The sequence below is a fragment of the Duganella sp. GW822-FHT06D06 genome (assembly GCF_058799615.1).
Genome location: NZ_JBXALQ010000020.1, coordinates 21,596 through 37,457 on the forward strand (window position 1 = coordinate 21,596; position 15,862 = coordinate 37,457).

The 15,862-nt window shown below is 61.2% G+C and carries 18 protein-coding genes, 2 tRNA genes and 1 riboswitch; of the genes, 13 read left to right on the forward strand and 7 right to left on the reverse strand.

The window, feature by feature from the left end:
- Nucleotides 1–7: 7 nt before the first annotated feature.
- The 5 genes from AC1RMD_RS26590 to glyA form a co-directional block, all read right to left on the reverse strand.
- Nucleotides 8–514 carry a pilus assembly PilX family protein gene (locus tag AC1RMD_RS26590; RefSeq protein WP_492931073.1) on the reverse strand — a complete coding sequence of 169 codons (507 nt, stop codon included), beginning with the start codon at nucleotides 512–514 and terminating at the stop codon, nucleotides 8–10.
- 3 nt (nucleotides 515–517) lie between these two features.
- The gene (locus tag AC1RMD_RS26595) at nucleotides 518–1,459 is read right to left on the reverse strand and encodes a PilW family protein (protein ID WP_492931075.1); all 942 of its coding nucleotides are present in this window, start codon (nucleotides 1,457–1,459) and stop codon (nucleotides 518–520) included.
- Nucleotides 1,456–2,010, reverse strand: coding sequence for a type IV pilus modification protein PilV (gene pilV, locus AC1RMD_RS26600; RefSeq protein ID WP_492931077.1), 555 nt, complete (start codon nucleotides 2,008–2,010; stop codon nucleotides 1,456–1,458). The genes AC1RMD_RS26595 and pilV overlap by 4 nt, the downstream gene beginning before the upstream one ends.
- 105 nt (nucleotides 2,011–2,115) lie before the next feature.
- Nucleotides 2,116–2,586, reverse strand: coding sequence for a transcriptional regulator NrdR (gene nrdR, locus AC1RMD_RS26605; protein WP_043479966.1), 471 nt, complete (start codon nucleotides 2,584–2,586; stop codon nucleotides 2,116–2,118).
- A gap of 56 nt (nucleotides 2,587–2,642) precedes the next feature.
- Entirely contained in the window at nucleotides 2,643–3,890 is a 1,248-nt protein-coding gene (glyA, locus tag AC1RMD_RS26610; RefSeq protein WP_217945594.1) for a serine hydroxymethyltransferase, read from the reverse strand.
- Between the two features lie 98 nt (nucleotides 3,891–3,988).
- A riboswitch (ZMP/ZTP riboswitch) is annotated at nucleotides 3,989–4,114 on the reverse strand.
- 164 nt (nucleotides 4,115–4,278) lie between these two features.
- Between glyA and AC1RMD_RS26615 the strand changes: the two genes are divergently transcribed.
- The 10 genes from AC1RMD_RS26615 to AC1RMD_RS26660 all read left to right on the forward strand — a co-directional run bounded on the left by AC1RMD_RS26615 (nucleotide 4,279) and on the right by AC1RMD_RS26660 (nucleotide 10,694).
- Nucleotides 4,279–5,028 carry an SDR family oxidoreductase gene (locus AC1RMD_RS26615; RefSeq protein ID WP_492931079.1) on the forward strand — a complete coding sequence of 250 codons (750 nt, stop codon included), beginning with the start codon at nucleotides 4,279–4,281 and terminating at the stop codon, nucleotides 5,026–5,028.
- 230 nt (nucleotides 5,029–5,258) lie between these two features.
- A complete protein-coding gene (gene ybgC, locus AC1RMD_RS26620; protein WP_492931081.1) occupies nucleotides 5,259–5,672 on the forward strand; it encodes a tol-pal system-associated acyl-CoA thioesterase in 414 nt (137 codons plus the stop codon).
- Nucleotides 5,673–5,680: 8 nt separating this feature from the next.
- Nucleotides 5,681–6,373, forward strand: a complete 693-nt coding sequence (gene tolQ / locus AC1RMD_RS26625) for a protein TolQ (RefSeq protein WP_492931083.1) — start codon at nucleotides 5,681–5,683, stop codon at nucleotides 6,371–6,373.
- A gap of 15 nt (nucleotides 6,374–6,388) precedes the next feature.
- Nucleotides 6,389–6,826 carry an ExbD/TolR family protein gene (locus AC1RMD_RS26630; RefSeq protein ID WP_492931085.1) on the forward strand — a complete coding sequence of 146 codons (438 nt, stop codon included), beginning with the start codon at nucleotides 6,389–6,391 and terminating at the stop codon, nucleotides 6,824–6,826.
- Nucleotides 6,827–6,841: 15 nt separating this feature from the next.
- A complete protein-coding gene (tolA, locus tag AC1RMD_RS26635; RefSeq protein WP_492931087.1) occupies nucleotides 6,842–7,759 on the forward strand; it encodes a cell envelope integrity protein TolA in 918 nt (305 codons plus the stop codon).
- On the forward strand, nucleotides 7,759–9,033 hold the full coding sequence (tolB, locus tag AC1RMD_RS26640; protein ID WP_492931089.1) for a Tol-Pal system beta propeller repeat protein TolB: 1,275 nt from the start codon (nucleotides 7,759–7,761) through the stop codon (nucleotides 9,031–9,033). Before tolA ends, tolB begins: the two co-directional genes overlap by 1 nt.
- Nucleotides 9,034–9,062: 29 nt before the next feature.
- A complete protein-coding gene (gene pal / locus AC1RMD_RS26645; RefSeq protein WP_492931091.1) occupies nucleotides 9,063–9,593 on the forward strand; it encodes a peptidoglycan-associated lipoprotein Pal in 531 nt (176 codons plus the stop codon).
- A 107-nt stretch (nucleotides 9,594–9,700) separates the two neighbouring features.
- The gene (gene ybgF, locus AC1RMD_RS26650) at nucleotides 9,701–10,456 is read left to right on the forward strand and encodes a tol-pal system protein YbgF (RefSeq protein ID WP_492931093.1); all 756 of its coding nucleotides are present in this window, start codon (nucleotides 9,701–9,703) and stop codon (nucleotides 10,454–10,456) included.
- A 57-nt stretch (nucleotides 10,457–10,513) separates the two neighbouring features.
- Nucleotides 10,514–10,589: transfer RNA gene (locus tag AC1RMD_RS26655), tRNA-Lys, on the forward strand.
- A gap of 29 nt (nucleotides 10,590–10,618) precedes the next feature.
- Nucleotides 10,619–10,694, forward strand: a tRNA-Lys gene (locus tag AC1RMD_RS26660).
- A 145-nt stretch (nucleotides 10,695–10,839) separates the two neighbouring features.
- Here the strand turns inward: AC1RMD_RS26660 and AC1RMD_RS26665 are convergent.
- Entirely contained in the window at nucleotides 10,840–11,379 is a 540-nt protein-coding gene (locus AC1RMD_RS26665; RefSeq protein WP_492931095.1) for an NUDIX hydrolase, read from the reverse strand.
- An 81-nt stretch (nucleotides 11,380–11,460) separates the two neighbouring features.
- Between AC1RMD_RS26665 and AC1RMD_RS26670 the strand changes: the two genes are divergently transcribed.
- The 3 genes from AC1RMD_RS26670 to AC1RMD_RS26680 all read left to right on the forward strand — a co-directional run bounded on the left by AC1RMD_RS26670 (nucleotide 11,461) and on the right by AC1RMD_RS26680 (nucleotide 13,223).
- Nucleotides 11,461–11,730: a hypothetical protein gene (locus AC1RMD_RS26670; RefSeq protein WP_492931097.1), complete on the forward strand. Its 270-nt coding sequence runs from the start codon at nucleotides 11,461–11,463 to the stop codon at nucleotides 11,728–11,730.
- A gap of 259 nt (nucleotides 11,731–11,989) precedes the next feature.
- The gene (locus AC1RMD_RS26675; protein ID WP_492931099.1) at nucleotides 11,990–12,697 is read left to right on the forward strand and encodes a hypothetical protein; all 708 of its coding nucleotides are present in this window, start codon (nucleotides 11,990–11,992) and stop codon (nucleotides 12,695–12,697) included.
- 7 nt (nucleotides 12,698–12,704) lie between these two features.
- A complete protein-coding gene (locus AC1RMD_RS26680) occupies nucleotides 12,705–13,223 on the forward strand; it encodes a hypothetical protein (protein WP_492931101.1) in 519 nt (172 codons plus the stop codon).
- A 14-nt stretch (nucleotides 13,224–13,237) separates the two neighbouring features.
- Here the strand turns inward: AC1RMD_RS26680 and AC1RMD_RS26685 are convergent, their stop codons facing one another.
- Complete coding sequence (locus AC1RMD_RS26685; RefSeq protein WP_492931103.1) at nucleotides 13,238–15,778, reverse strand: EAL domain-containing protein; 2,541 nt, start codon at nucleotides 15,776–15,778, stop codon at nucleotides 13,238–13,240.
- Nucleotides 15,779–15,862 lie beyond the last annotated feature (84 nt).

The following is a 15,862-nucleotide window of genomic DNA, read 5'->3' on the forward strand; positions in this document are numbered from 1 at the left end:
CCCCTCCTCATTCCGGCTTGACGAACACCGTTTGCAAGACCAGCTCCGTGCCTGGCCTGGCGCCAAACCCGATCGCCGTCACGCGATAGCAATAGCCGACCGTGCCGCCGGCCGACGCATCCTCGCCCGGCTGATGGCACTCCATGCGCTCGATCACATATCGCGGCCGCTTGAACGGCAGCACGCCTGCCGCCGTCGGCATCGCCGCGCCGGTATGCTCGCCGTAGCCCAGCGTGCAGGCGCCGTCGTCCTCGGCGCCGGACAAATCCACCCGCTGCCAGACGGGCGCCGTGGCGCAAGCGCTGGCCTCCGCCGTGCCGCTCCCGATATCGCGCTCCGCATCCGCCAAGGCATCCTCCGCCGCCTGAAACGCCACATCCCGATCGCGCTCGCCACGCGCCGCCTTCTCGCCCTGCAAGCTCATTTGCGCCGCCGACACGCCCAGCAGCATCGCCAGGATCAACATCATCAGGCACATCAACACAACCACGCCTTGCTGCCGTTGCGCCGCCATGAGCTAGCCGCTCCGGTTGCGCAAAGCCACCGTCATGCCGACCACCCGGCGCGCGCGCGTGCGCTGCGCCGGCGGCAGAGTCGCCTCCACCACGCGCACGCCCTCATCGTCGCCATGCGCATCGGCATACGCGGGGCCGAACAGATCGAACCGCGTGGTCGCCTTGTCCGCGCGCGTGTTGCTCTCGCCGTGCAGCAGCAGCGCCACCCTGACGCTGCACACGCGCTTCCAGAAAGTCTTGCGATGGAAGTCGCGCAGGCGTTCGCCGGGCGTGGCGCCGGACAGCGCCAGCGCCGCATCCCTCGCATTGATATTGCTGGCGTTGACATACGCATTGGGCACGCCGTCGGCCGGCATGTCGGTATCGAGCCCATACAGCACTTGAAAGGAATCGACGCCGCGCACGATGGCGTCCGCGCCCCAGCCGGAGGCGCCGCGATATTTGCAACGCAGCTCGGCCACACCATCGCCGCCCGTGCCGACATAGAAGATGCTCCAGCCACGCTCGGCGACGGTGGCGGGAACGGCGACGCCGAAGCCGGCGCAGTTGAGGCTGGAACCATCGCCATTGCCGCCCACGCCCGAACCGGAGAAGCGCAAGGCCAGCACATCGCTGCCGTGCGCCACCGCCGGCAACGTTGCGGCGATATCCGCGCCGCCCCGGCTGATGCTGCGCGCGTCCAGTCCCGCGATGGAGGCCGGCGCATCGGCCTCCAGCTCCACCGGCGCGGCCGTACTGTCCCAATTGACATACGCGCCTTGCCGTATCGCCCGCGCCATGATGTCGAGCGCATGGCGGCCACCGTCGTTGAGCCCGGCGCTCTCGCTGTGATTGCGGTAGTTGCTGCCGGCCGACAGCAGCAAGCCGCTGGCCAGCAAGGTCACAATCAGGCCCAGCGCCACCGCGATGGCGAACTCGACCACGGTCCAGCCGCGCGCGCTCATCGCGTCGCTCCAACGGCCACGGCAACGGCAGGCGCGTAGCCCCCGCCCGCATCCTTGCGCGGCGTGCCGTCGGGATTCTTGCCGTGCCATCCGACCTTGACCACCACCGGCGCGCCCGTGGCGGCGCCGCAAGTCCAACCTGGCTTGACGCTGCCGTCGCGGCAAACCTGTATGCGGCCCGCCGGCAGATGCTGGCTGACCTGGATTTTCACTTCATACAGGTCGAACATCGCTAGCTGCGCGCTGTCGCACGCGCCGCCGTAGCACAAGGCCGACGGCGCCGGCGGAGCGGGTTCGGCCAGCGCATCGTAGTCCAGCATCAGGTAGGGATTGGCGCCATCGGCCAGGTGCATTTGCGCGGCGTTGGCGCGCATGCGTTCGGCCAGGCCGGCCGCCACGTAGGTTGCCTGCGACAACAGCGCGGCCTGGTGCCGCATGCGCAGTGCCGTCAGCTGCATCGCCACGCCGCCGACGATGCCTACCGCCAGCAACAGCACGGCGATCAGGATTTCCAGCAGCGTAAAGCCCGGCATATAGGCGCGTGTGCGCATGGCACACCTCCGCAAGTCGACAAGGACAGTGCTAGACGGTAGCAGCGACGACTGTAGAGGATATGAGGTGTATCAAAGGTGCGTCAGCCGTAGGCCGACAAGAAACTAAGCCTTACGCGGCTTGCGTTCCTGCCCGACTTCGGCAATCGCGTCCTGGAACTCGGCCAGGTCTTCGAAGTTTTTATAGACCGATGCGAAACGGATATACGCGATCTTGTCGAGGCGCTTCAGTTCCTGCATCACCAGCTCGCCGATGTAGCCGGTGTCGACTTCGCGCTGGCCGCTGGTCAGCAGCTTTTCTTCGATCGACAGTATCGCCGCGTCGACGGCGGGCGCCGCCACGGGGCGCTTGCGCAAGGCCAGCGTCAGGCTGCCGCGCAACTTGGCGGCCGCGTACTCGGTGCGGCTGCCGTTCTTCTTGACCACATACGGCATCACCAGTTCGATCCGCTCATACGTGGTAAATCGTTTATCGCATTTACCGCAGCGCCGGCGCCGGCGTATGGAATCCCCTTCCTCCGATACACGCGTATCGAGAACCTGGGTATCTTCATGCTGGCAAAACGGACATTTCATATTGGCGCTATTCGGTGACGCGACACCGGCACACGCCGGCGTCGCGGTACTACAGATTACTTGGCGTAGACAGGGAACTTGTCAGCCAGAACCTTCACGGCCGCTTTCACGCGGTCGATGGTCGCGGCGTCGTGCGGGTTGTCCAGCACGTCGGCGATCAGGTTGCCGACTTGTTCCGCTTCCGCTTCCTTGAAGCCGCGGGTGGTGAAGGCCGGCGAACCCAGGCGGATGCCGGAAGTCACGAATGGCTTCTGCGGATCGTTAGGGATGCCGTTCTTATTGCAGGTCATGTGAGCCGCACCCAGGATCGCTTCCGCTTCCTTGCCGGTCAGGTTCTTCGGACGCAGGTCCACCAGCATCACGTGCGACTCGGTGCCGCCGGAGACGATGCGCAGGCCGCGCTTGATCAGGGTCTTGGCCAGCACGTCGGCGTTGATGACGACCTGTTGCTGGTAAGCCTTGAACTCAGGCGTCAGCGCTTCCTTGAACGCAACTGCCTTGCCGGCGATGACGTGCATCAGCGGACCGCCCTGGATGCCCGGGAAGATGGCCGAGTTGATGATCTTCTCGTGCTCGGCCTTCATCAGGATGATGCCGCCGCGTGGGCCGCGCAGCGATTTGTGCGTGGTCGAGGTGACGAAGTCGGCGTGCGGCACCGGATTAGGGTACAGGCCGGCGGCGATCAGGCCGGCGTAGTGCGCCATGTCGACCATGAAGTAAGCGCCAACGGCTTTGGCGACGGCAGCGAAACGCTCGAAGTCGATCTTTTTCGAGAACGCCGAGGCGCCGGCGATGATCAGCTTAGGCTTGTGTTCCTTGGCCAGCGCTTCCATGGCGACGTAGTCGATGTCTTCTTCGGCGGTCAGGCCGTAGGACACGACATTGAACCACTTGCCGGACATGTTCAGCGGCATGCCGTGGGTCAGGTGGCCGCCTTCGGCCAGCGACATGCCCATGATGGTGTCGCCTGGTTTCAGCACGGCGAAGAACACGCCCTGGTTGGCTTGCGAACCCGAGTTAGGCTGCACGTTGGCCGCTTCCGCGCCGAACAGCTGCTTGACGCGGTCGATCGCCAGTTGCTCGACGACGTCGACGTACTCGCAACCGCCGTAGTAGCGCTTGCCTGGGTAGCCTTCGGCGTATTTATTGGTCAGCTGCGAACCCTGCGCTTCCATCACGGCTGGCGAGGTGTAGTTTTCCGAGGCGATCAGTTCGATGTGATCGTGCTGACGGGTGTTTTCCTTCTGGATTGCGCCGAACAATTCCGGGTCAACGTTAGCGAGGGTGTGATCTTTTGCGAACATGTAAAAACTCCAAATGAATTGAGTAACTTGTTACTGGCAGGTTGGATCGAATGAGGGAAGCCGATAGCGGACAGGCAGCCTCTTCGTGCATTTCCATCGATGGCTGCCCAGGCGAACGGCTGATGAAATCTCACGTTTCCCGGTGGATGCCCACCTTTCGCTAACCGATCGCCACGCACCAAAATGGTGATGATCGGCGCTTTTCGCCAGTTACGTGAGACGTAATGGAAGCCTGATTGTAATTTATGCGCCAGCTTTGAGCAAGGAAATGATTGCTTAAAATGCAATCTTATGCCGATTTTGATGGGAGAGCCAAGCCATACTGCCATTTCGGCTACACTTGACCATCGTTTCCACCCAAGCTTTCACTTAACCGCAAGGATAGACCATGATCGTCTTCATCACGGGCGCCACCGCCGGCTTCGGCGCCGCAATGGCCCGCACTTTCGTCCAGAACGGCCACAAGGTCCTGATCAGCGGCCGCCGCGCCGACCGGCTGGCGGCGCTGTCGGCCGAGCTGGGCACGGCCGCCCACCCGGTCGTGCTGGACGTGACCGACAAGGCCTCGATCAAGGGCGCGCTGGACGGCTTGCCGGCCGAATGGGCGCAGATCGACGTGCTGGTCAACAATGCCGGCCTGGCGCTGGGCGTCACGCCGGCGCACGAAGCGTCGCTGGACGACTGGGACACCATGATCGCCACCAATTGCAGCGGCCTGGTCGCCATGACCCGCGCCATCCTGCCGGGCATGGTGGCGCGCGGCCGCGGCACCGTCATCAACCTGGGGTCGGTGGCCGGCGACACGCCTTATCCGGGCGGCAATGTGTACGGCGCCACCAAGGCCTTCGTCGAACAGTTCACGCTGAACCTGCGCGCCGACCTGGTCGGCACCGGCGTGCGCGCCACCAACCTGGCGCCCGGCCTGTGCGGCGGCACCGAATTCTCCAACGTCCGCCTGAAGGGCAACGACGAGGCCGCGGCCAAGGTCTACGAAGGCACCGAGCCGCTGACGCCGGAAGACATCGCCAACACCGCCTACTGGATCGCCACCCTGCCCGCCCACATCAACATCAACCGCATCGAAATGATGCCGACTTGCCAGGGCTACGGCCCACTGACGATCAAGCGCAAGCTGTAAGCTGTCGGCACCGACGAGTCGCTTCAGCCCTGAAGCGATTCGTAAGCGGTTGTTACAAACCTTGGCAAGTTGCCGGGAAAACGCTTTACTGTCGTAAGTGCAATCTTTTGCGCACAAGTTGTAAGATCCGCATAAAAATCGGATTTGACGTGTTTCACCCCGTCGCAGCTTCAACGACAACAATAAAATCGCGTAGAATGTTGCTCACTCTCACTAGTAGTCAAAATAACATGCCAGCAGAGTTTATCTGGAACGTACGGGTCTATTACGAGGACACCGACGCCGGCGGTATCGTCTATTACGCAAACTACCTCAAGTTCTTCGAGCGCGCCCGCACCGAATGGCTGCGTGCCATCGACGTCGAGCAACACGCCCTGCTGCAAGAACACGACGCCATGTTCGTCGTCAAAAGCGTCAACGCGGAGTATCATGCGCCTGCCAGGTTGGACGATGTACTAAAATTAACACTTAGTATCGAAAAGCTAGGCCGCGCCTCCATCCAGTTCGTGCAGCGAGCCTGGTGCGGCGAGCAGTTGCTGAACACCGCCCGAGTCAAGGTCGGCTGCGTCGGTTCGGACCTCAGTCCGCGCGCCGTGCCACCGTCGGTTGCAGAAAAAATGCGTAGCACCATTAAAACAGACTGAACCTATACATGAACGTCACCCAAGACCTCTCCTTCCTGTCCCTCATCACCAACGCCCACCTGATCGTGCAGTTGATCATGGCGCTGCTGTTCGTCATCTCGCTGACCAGCTGGAGCTACATCTTCAGCAAGATGTTCGCGGTGCGCTCGGCGCGCCGGCTGACCATCGAATTCGAGAAAACCTTCTGGGCCGGCGGCAACCTGCACGCGCTGCACCAGAACGCCGGCAAGGACCGCGCCAACAGCGGCCCGCTGGCGCGCATCTTCGAAGCCGGCATGGGTGAGTTCATCAAGAGCAAGGCCGCCTACGCCGCCGCCGGCGAAAGCATGGACGCCGGCGCGGTGCTGGACGGCGCCCGCCGCGCCATGCGCGCCGCCTTCCAGCGCGAGATGGACGTGCTGGAATCGCACCTGGCCTTCCTGGCCTCGGTCGGTTCGGTGTCGCCGTACATCGGCCTGCTCGGCACCGTGTGGGGCATCATGAACGCCTTCCGCGGCCTGGCCAATGTGCAGCAAGCCACGCTGGCCGCGGTCGCCCCCGGCATTGCCGAAGCGCTGATCGCCACCGCCATCGGCCTGTTCGCGGCGATTCCGGCCGTGGTCGCGTACAACCGTTTCGCCCACGATATCGACCGCCTGGCGATCCGCTTCGAAAGTTTTGTCGAAGAGTTCTCCAACATCCTGCAACGTCAGTCGCGTTAAGAAGGCAGAGCAATCATGGCTTCCTCTTTTTCCAGCAGCATGCGCGGCGGCCGCGGCCGCAAGTTCAAGTCCGAGATCAACGTCGTGCCCTACATCGACGTGATGCTGGTGTTGCTGATTATTTTCATGGTCATGCCCTCGGCCAACGACCCGAGCGTGGTCGACCTGCCGAGCGCGGAGCGCTCCACCAAGCCGCCGAGCGACTACGTGCAGGTGATCATCAAGCCCAACGGCGCGCTGTCGATCGGCGTCAAGGGCAAGGGTGAAGAGGCGCCGGAAACCGCGCCCAACCGCGACGCGCTGGTCAAGAAGCTGCGCGCCATCCACACCGACCATCCCGACTACCCGGTGCTGATCGCCGGCGACAAGGAAAGCAAGTACGACGACGTGATCCAGCTGATCTCGGAAGCGAAGAAGATGGGCATAACCCGGGTTGGCTTGTCCACCAAGTAAATTACTGTGCATACGATGAAACCCGCAACGGCAGGCGGCCCTTACAAAGTGCCGCGACAAAATGAAGGCTGGCGCTCGATCGCGCTGGCGGCGGCGGTGCACGCCGTGCTGTTGCTGTTCCTGTGGGTGGGCGTCAGCTGGCAGAACAACGAGCCGACCACGGTGCAGGCCGAGATCTGGGACATGAAGGTGCAGGAAGCCGCGCCGACGCCGCCGCAGGTCCAGCCCGAGCCGGAACCCGAACCGGAGCCGACGCCGGTGGTCAAGACCGCCCCGCCGAAACCGGTGGAGGCGCCGCCGACGCCGAAAGAACCGGACATCGCGCTGGAACGCCTGAAGGCGAAGAAAAAGCTCGAGCAGGAAAAACTCGAAGCGGCCAAGGAAGCCAAGCTGAAGAAGGAAGCCGAAGAGAAGCAGGCCAAGCTGGACGCCAAGAAACTGGCCGACAAGAAGGAAGCCGAACAAAAGCTGAAGGACGAGAAGGAACAGGCCGAGAAGGACAAGAAGAAAGCCGCGCTGGCCGAAAAAGCCGCCAAGGAAAAAGCCGAGAAAGCCGACAAGGCGGTCCGCGACAAAGCCTTCGCCGCCGAGATGAGCCGCATCACCGGCAACGCCGCCAAGGGCAGCACCGGCACCGCCGCCACCTCGACCGGCGGCAAGGTCGACGGCGGCTACCAGGCGGCGATCCGGGCCAAGATCAAGAGCAACCTGGTGTACGGCGCGGTCGACGATACGCTCAGCGCGACCTACCAGATCACCCAGCTGCCGACCGGTGAAATCATCGGCGTGCGCAAGATGAAGAGCAGCGGCTCGGCCGCTTACGATAGCGCGATTGAAAACGCGATTGCCAAATCGTCACCACTACCCAAGAAAAAAGATGGTACGGTAGAGCGCGAGTTTGTCGCCGATTTCAATATGAAGGATATGCACTGATGACCACCATGAATAAACTGAACCAAGTGATCCTGTCCGCCTCGCTGGCGCTGGCCGCCGGCGGCGCCTCGGCGCAGATGCGGATCGAGATCTCCGGCGTCGGCAGCAACCAGATCCCGGTCGCCGTGGCCGGCTTCGCCGACGAAAACATCGCCCCGCAACAGATTTCCGCCATCATCAAGGCCGACCTGGAACGCAGCGGCGCCTTCAAGCTGATCGACGCCGGCGTGATCGCCAGCATGAGCAACATCGACTACGGCACCTGGAAAGCCAAGGGCGCCGACGCCTTGGTGGTGGGCACGGTGGCCAAGTCGGCCGCCGGCGACTACGAAGTGCGCTACAAGCTGTTCGACACCGTCAAGCAAAGCGAGCTGTCGCAGCTGAACCTGTCGCGCGCGCCGCAGTTCACCCGCCTGACCGCGCACAACATCGCCGACGACGTGTTCCTGAAGCTGACCGGCATCCGCGGCGCCTTCTCGACCCGCATCGCCTACGTCAAGGAATACGACAAGCGCCACTACGAGCTGCTGGTGGCCGACGCCGACGGCGACGGCGAACAGATGGCGCTGCGCTCGAACGAGCCCATCATCTCGCCGTCGTGGTCGCCGGACGGCACCAAGGTGGCCTACGTGTCGTTTGAACAGAAGAAGCCGGTGGTCTACGTGCAGAACCTGATCACCCGCGCGCGCACCGTGATCGCCAACGAAAAAGGCAGCAACTCCTCGCCGGTGTGGGCGCAGACCGGCAACAAGCTGGCGGTGTCGCTGTCCAAGGACGGCCATACGCAGATCTACACCGTCAACGCCGACGGCGGCAACCTCAAGCGTGTCTCCAACAGCGCCGGCATCGATTCGGAAGCCAGCTTCGCGCCGGACGGCAGCATCTACTTCATGAGCGACCGCAGCGGCGGCCCGCAGATCTACCGCATGAACGGCGACGGCGGCGAAGCCAAGCGCGTCACCTTTGCCGGCAACTACAACATCAGCCCGCGCGTGTCGGCCGACGGCAAGACCCTGGCCTACATCTCCCGCCGCGACGGCAACTATCAACTGTACGTGATGGACCTGGCCAGCGGCCAGGAACAGCGCCTGTCGGACAGCACCGACGACCAGTACCCGAGTTTTGCCCCGAACGGCAAATACATCATGTACGCCACGCAAGCCGGAGGCCGCAAATCGCTGGCCGTGGTTTCGGTGGATGGACGTGTAAAACAACGCCTGACCACTCAGGCGGGCAACATCAAGGAGCCCACCTGGGGTCCATTCATGCAGTAATTTTTAGCCTTCATCTTTAGGAGAATCAAATGCGTAAACTCAGCAGCTTAGCTTTTATCGTTACCACCGCCGCCATCCTGTCCGCTTGCTCGACCCCGGTCAAAATCGCTGAGCCAGCGAAAGTAGAAGAGCGTCAAGTCGAACAGAAACCGCAGCCGCAGCCGGACACCCGCACCGTCGCCCCGGTCGAAACCAAATCGCTGGATCCGCTGGACGATCCTAAAGGCGTGCTGGCCAACCGTAGCGTGTACTTCGACTTCGACAGCTACGTCGTGCGCGCCGACGGCAAGCCAGTGGTGGAAAACCACTCCGCCTACCTGGCCAAGAACAAGGCCCGCTCGATCCTGATCCAAGGCAACACCGACGAACGCGGCGGCGCCGAGTACAACCTGGCCCTGGGCCAGAAGCGCGCCGAAGCCGTGCGCAAGGCGATGACCACGCTGGGCGTGCCGGAATCGCAAGTCGAAGCCGTATCGCTGGGCAAAGAAAAGCCTAAAGCCTCCGGTTCGAACGAAGAAGCATGGGCGCAAAACCGTCGTGCAGACATCGTCTACAAGTAATACAAAGCACTACCCTTTTGCCGGGTCACAGGCATAATACGGGGCGGCGCGCGGATAACACCGCGCCCCGCCCCGTTTCCTTTTAGATTTGTGTGAAAGCGCCCGACATGATGAAACTCTCCAAATCCGGCCTGAGCGCCGCCCTGCTGGCCGCGCTGACCTGGCTGCCGCTGCAAGCCCATGCCGGGCTGTTCGACGACGACGAAGCCCGCAAGGCCCTGCTCGACCTGCGTTCCAAGGTCGAAGCCATACGCGCCGAGCTGAACACCCGCATCGACACCAAATCCGACAAGTCCAGCACGCTGGACCTGGTCTCGCAAAACGAAATGACCCTGCAGGAAGTGGCCAAGCTGCGCGGCCAGATCGAAGTGCTGAGCAACGAGCTGGCCAACGCACAAAAGCGCCAGAAAGATTTCTACGTCGACCTCGACGCCCGCCTGCGCAAGCTGGAGCCGCGCGAAGTGACCATCGACGGCAAGACCGCCCAGGTCGACCCGAACGAGCAGCGCACCTATGAGGCGGCGTGGAAGACCTTCACCTCCGGCGACTACAAGGCGGCCGGCACGGCGTTCAGCGAGTTCGTGGCGCGTTATCCGGGCTCGAGCTACGCGGCCAACGCGCAGTACTACCTGGGCAGCTCCCACTACGCCCAGCGCGACTGCAAGGGCGCGATCACGGCCCAGCTGATGGTATTGAAGAACTACGCCGACAGCCCGAAGGCGCCGGAAGCCATGCTCAACATCGCCAGCTGCCAGGCCGAGCTGAAAGACAAGGCCGCCAAGAAGACCTTGCAGGACCTGATCAAGAACTATCCTGACTCAGCGGCAGCGGTAACGGCAAAAGAACGCCTCGGCGGCAAATAATTACTCGGGGGTATTTGACAGCAAGACTCATTACCCCCTATAATCTCGCTTCTTCGGGGGTCGTTAGCTCAGCTGGTAGAGCAGCGGACTTTTAATCCGTTGGTCGCAGGTTCGAATCCCGCACGGCCTACCACTCGAAGAAAACCAAGGTGTTACACCTTTGGGTCGTTAGCTCAGCTGGTAGAGCAGCGGACTTTTAATCCGTTGGTCGCAGGTTCGAATCCCGCACGGCCTACCAAGATTTCATCAAGAAAGCCCACGAATTTCGGTTCGTGGGCTTTTTTGTTTCTGGTCGCGCTCTGGTCGCTTCGAAGCTCCGCAACGGAGCGCCGTTCAAAGTCAGCAGTGGCGCTGTACCGCCATGACGGTGCGATGCGGCAAAATCAATTCTGCCCTCCGGACAGCGGGTAGAAATTCTCAACGATCTTGGAACCATACACGCCGTTCTCCAGATACATCGTCTGCGAGCCGGCCCAGACCACGTCCGGGTAATTGCTGAGCTGGGTAATCTGGGCCCGGATGTGAGGAAAGGTAATGGTTTCTACCGCTTTCGGTATGGGCAGCCACTTGATCTCGTCTATGAGATCAGGTGCTTTCAACTCACCGCTCTTGATTCTTGTAGTGTAGATGAGTCTGGTCGATAGCTGGCTCCCCTTCAGCGTAAAGACTCCCCGGAGCGTCGGCCTGGTGATTTTCACGCCATAGCTGGCAGCGAGCTCGTCAAGGCCCTCGGCGACGGTCAAGCGATCGTCCTGATACCAGCCCGGGGTTACCCAGCGATTCGAGTTCTTGATCTTGACGACCATCAGCTCATTTTTTTCGTTCAAAAGAAGCAGGCGATGGAAAGTGGAGGTCTTGGGCGCCTCCTGAGCGAAAAGCGCGTGCGAGGACAACAAACAAATCAGCAACAAGAATTTTTTCACAAGGGCACTCCGTGGATACTCAAGTGGTGCAGCGGGGCATGACGCCGCAGTCGGTCGCAAAACTCATCAGCCTGAAATGCGATGCTGACACAATTTCACAAGGGCATTGTGGGGCCTTTACGCGGGGAAAGGCAAGAGAAAGCGCGACTGCCTGCCGCTTTTTCGCTCCTTGAGCTGCAACCGCCTAACATGATTCGTTTTCTCTTTTTCGGCGGCACGGATTGGACCTTGAAGCTGTTGAATGAGCAAACCTTTGCACACCTTTTTTCCGAACCGCGCGGCGTACACCGCCCGTTCAAATTTCATCGGCATTTCAAGATAGACGGCAATCCTCAATCTGAATCACGCTGACAAGTGCGATTTGGCCGCTTCGATTTGCGTTACAGTGAGGGCGTTGGCGGGGTGCTTTGGCGGCCTTTGTCCGCGCGTCCCACTGATAGCTGAACAAAACCACTTGCATGCAGTTGCACGAACTGTGCAGTACTCGGTCCGGGGATCATGTCTTTCTCAAAGCGTACAACGTCATCCTGAATTGAGCAGTCACAAGTTGCGATTAGGCATGCTCCCATAATCTTTGATCTCCAGACTACGTTCCAAGGGGATCAAAATTATGGCTACGACAAATGAGTCCGACGATCCGGCGCTCTTTGAGCACACCATTAGCTCCTTGGAGGCGCAGATTACTAACGTGGGAGCGCATCTAGCAATCGACACAAGAGCGCGTTTACTCTACACCCAAGAGATCAAACGCATGTCTGACAAGCTGCGAGCCGATGCAATTTCTCGCCGGATCACCTGGGCTGTCGCCGCCCGTCGGGCGCAAGAAACACGAAATCTCATCATGGGAATAATCCGAGTACGCAGCACCCCGGTAGGTCGGGCATTTGCCGAAAGCATGAAACTAAAAGGGTATTCACTTAACCAACTTATCGCGCTCAAGACCTTAGAGCTGCACGGCGAGCAAGCTGTTTTTTCTCGCTTATCGGGCAGCAAACAAAACACGATTTATGCGAGCATAGTCACATCGGCTGGCAAATCAAATGCTCACGTCACTCGCGCAATGACGGGCCTTACTTATGCTGGACGTAGTGTGATTTTCCTTGCAGTAGCCTTATCCACTTACAAAATAGCGACTTCATCGAACAAGGTTACCGCGTTTCAGAAGGAACTTGCAATCAACGGCGCAAGCGTCGCCGGTGGAGTCGCTGGTGGTGCAGTCGCCGGCTTAGCATGCGGTCCAGCCGCCCCAGTTTGCGTTACAGTGGGAGCGTTTGTAGGCGGCGCGCTTGCAGCATTTGGTACAGGTTATATCTGGTAGGACTGTCATGAAATTGTTCCATGCTCCTGACTACTCTATTCGGGTAGTCACACCATCGACGTCAGACACCGTGCCGACGAGTGAAATCGTGGTTGCTGGAGTACCGACCGGAAAAGTCCTCGACGGCGCGGTGTTTGAAGCCGCACTAAGGTGGAACAAATACGTTCTGCTTTTCCTGACCGACGACGTCCCTTTTGAAGACGGCCTCAGCATCTATCTTCTGGACGAGAACTTAAACGTCATGGATTCGGCTCGTATGGTCTTCATGTACTCAACCGGCATATTTTCGGATCTGGATCTGACGCAACCTGATACCGTTCACTTCCGTTTCTTCGGCGGGATAGACTGGACGCTCAAGCTATTCCCTGAAAAAAAATTCACACTTCCCATCATCTCGGATCCTCTGGGGGTGAGCCGGCCGTTTACGTTCTTCCGCATGTTCCAAATATCCGGCCGGCCGCTACCCGAGACATCACAAACAGAGAATAAACCACCGCAGGACCATTCAACTGGCACGGACGCTTAATCAACGCCAACCACTCAAGAGCCAGCCACTTCTGCGCTTGATGTAGCGGGTTTAAGGCGCGGGTGCAGGAACGCCTGCCTGATGCTGCCCAGCAGCTCCTCGTGGGCCCACGGCTTGGTGTAGAAGCGATCGACCGATCCCCGGTTGACGGCAGCCATCATGTCTTCCAGGTTGGTCTCGCCGGACAAGACTATCCTGAACGTGTCCGCATACATGGCTCTCACCTTGTCCAGGAACTCCGTGCCCGCCATCTCCGGCATGCTCTGGTCGCACAGAATGACATGAACTTCATGCTGAGCCAGCAGCTCGAACGCCTGCGCCGCCGATTGGGCCAGCAGCACACTGTATTGCTCGCCACCCAGTTCGGTTGCCAGTAGTTCGCGCATGAATGGGTCGTCGTCCACGATCAGCAAGGCCTGCCGCGCCATACACGGCTTCACCAGCGGATCCAGCGTCTTGCGCAGCATCATCAGCTGGGTGATCTGCGCGGCCGGCAAAGGACGGCTGACCAGATACCCCTGGATCTGGTCGCACTGGTGGCGCAGCAGATAACCTTGCTGGGCCTGCGTCTCGACGCCCTCCGCGATCACCATCAGGTTCAGGCTGTGCGCCATCGTGATGATGGCCAGCACGATGGCCGCGTCGTCGGGGCTGCTGGTCACGTCACGGATGAAGGCGATGTCGATCTTCAGTTTATCGATCGGAAAACGGCGCAGATAGGCCAGGCTGGAGTAGCCGGTGCCGAAGTCGTCGATCGACACCTTGACGCCACGCTCGCGCAGGTTGCGCAGGCACAGGATGGTGCGCTCGGTGTTGACCATGAGCGACGTTTCCGTCAGCTCCAGTTCCAGCAGCCCGGCAGGCAGGTCGTTGTCGGCCAGGGCGCGCGCGACATCGGCTTCCAGGTCGCCTTCGATGAACTGGCGCGCGGCGACGTTGACCGAGACCTGCATCGGCCCAACCTCGCCCTGGCGCCACGCCTTGATCTGGCGGCAGGCGGTCGCGATGACCCAGCTGCCAACCCGAACGATCAGGCCGCTCTCCTCCAGCACCGGGATGAACAGCGCCGGCGCAACCAGTCCATGACCGGGCCTGGCCCAGCGCAGCAACGCCTCCAGCCCGACCACGGCGCCGGTGGTCAGCGATACCTTGGGCTGGTAATGCAGCTCGAACTCCTCGCGCTCGATGGCCTTGCGCAGCGCGCTCTCCAGGTCCTGGCGTTGCAGGACGTCGGCATTCATTTGCGCGGTGAAGAAACGGTAGGTGTTGCGGCCGGCGTGCTTGGCCTGGTACATGGCGGTGTCGGCATACTTGATCAAGGCGTCGGGATCGTCCCCATCGTCCGGGTGGATCGTGATGCCTATGCTGGCCGTCATGATCACTTCGTAACCCTGCAGGTTGAACGGCGGATTGAGCGCGTCGCGGATCTTGGTGGCGACCTGGGCCGCGCCCGAGTGGCCTTGCTCCATCACCAGTATCAATCCGAACTCGTCGCCGCCCAGCCGTCCGATGGTGTCGCGCATGCGCACGCAGGTCATCAGGCGATTGCTGAACTGGATCAGCAGTTCGTCGCCGATGGCATGGCCCAGGGTGTCGTTGACGTTCTTGAAGTGGTCGAGGTCGATGAACATCACCGCCACCTTCCAGCCTTGCTGGCTGGCCAAGGCGATGGTCTTGCGCAGCGTCTCGTAGAAAAAGGTACGGTTCGGCAGGCCGGTCAAGGCGTCGTGGTTGGCCTGGTGCTGAAGCCGTTGCTGCGCCTGCTTCCGTTCGGTGATATCGCGCACCACGCTGACGATGATCCAGTCGTCCCCGGATATCATGGCCTGGCGGCTCACCTCCACCTGGATCAACGAGCCGTCCTTGCAGTGCAGCGCCGTTTCGCTCAATTTCTTGCTGACCTGGCCGGCGATGACGTTATCGTACACGTGCGTCAGCTCGTCGCGCGTGACCGCGCCCAGCGCTACCGGCCCCAGCGCCAGCATTTCCTCGCGCGTGTAGCCGAGCATTCTGCAACTGGTGGCGTTCACCTCGATGAAACGCAGCGAGTCGCGACTGACCAGCATGATGGCATCGGCGGTGGCGTCCATCGCGGTGCGGAAGCGCTGTAGATCGGCGGTGCGTGCCGCGACCAGTTGCTCCAGCACGAAGCTATGCTCTTGCAAGTCGCCGAAAGCCTTCAGCCGCAACAGATTGCGCACGCGCAGCCACAACTCGGTACGATCGACCGGCTTGGTCAGGAATTCCTCCGCGCCCGCTTCGAGCCCGGCAAGCCGGGCGCCACGCTCGCCATGTGCCGAGATCATGATGATGGGAATGTTGGCGGTGGCCGGGTTGGCCTTCAGGATGCTGGCGACCTGGTAGCCGTCGATGCCTGGCATCATGATGTCGAGCAGGATCAGGTCGGGGGCCGAATGGGCCACCGCGTTCAGCGCTTCCTCGCCGCTGGCGGCGCTTTCGGTCTGGTAGCCTTCAGGGCGCAGCAACACCGCCAGCAAGCGGCGGTTTTGGGCTTCGTCGTCGACGATCAGGATGGTGGGAGCGACCACTGTCATATCTTGCCTCCGTCGGCAGGCGAGATAGGGTCATATCCGCCGTTGCCAAAACCCGTCGTACGCGTGGACGCCTTCCAGGGCATT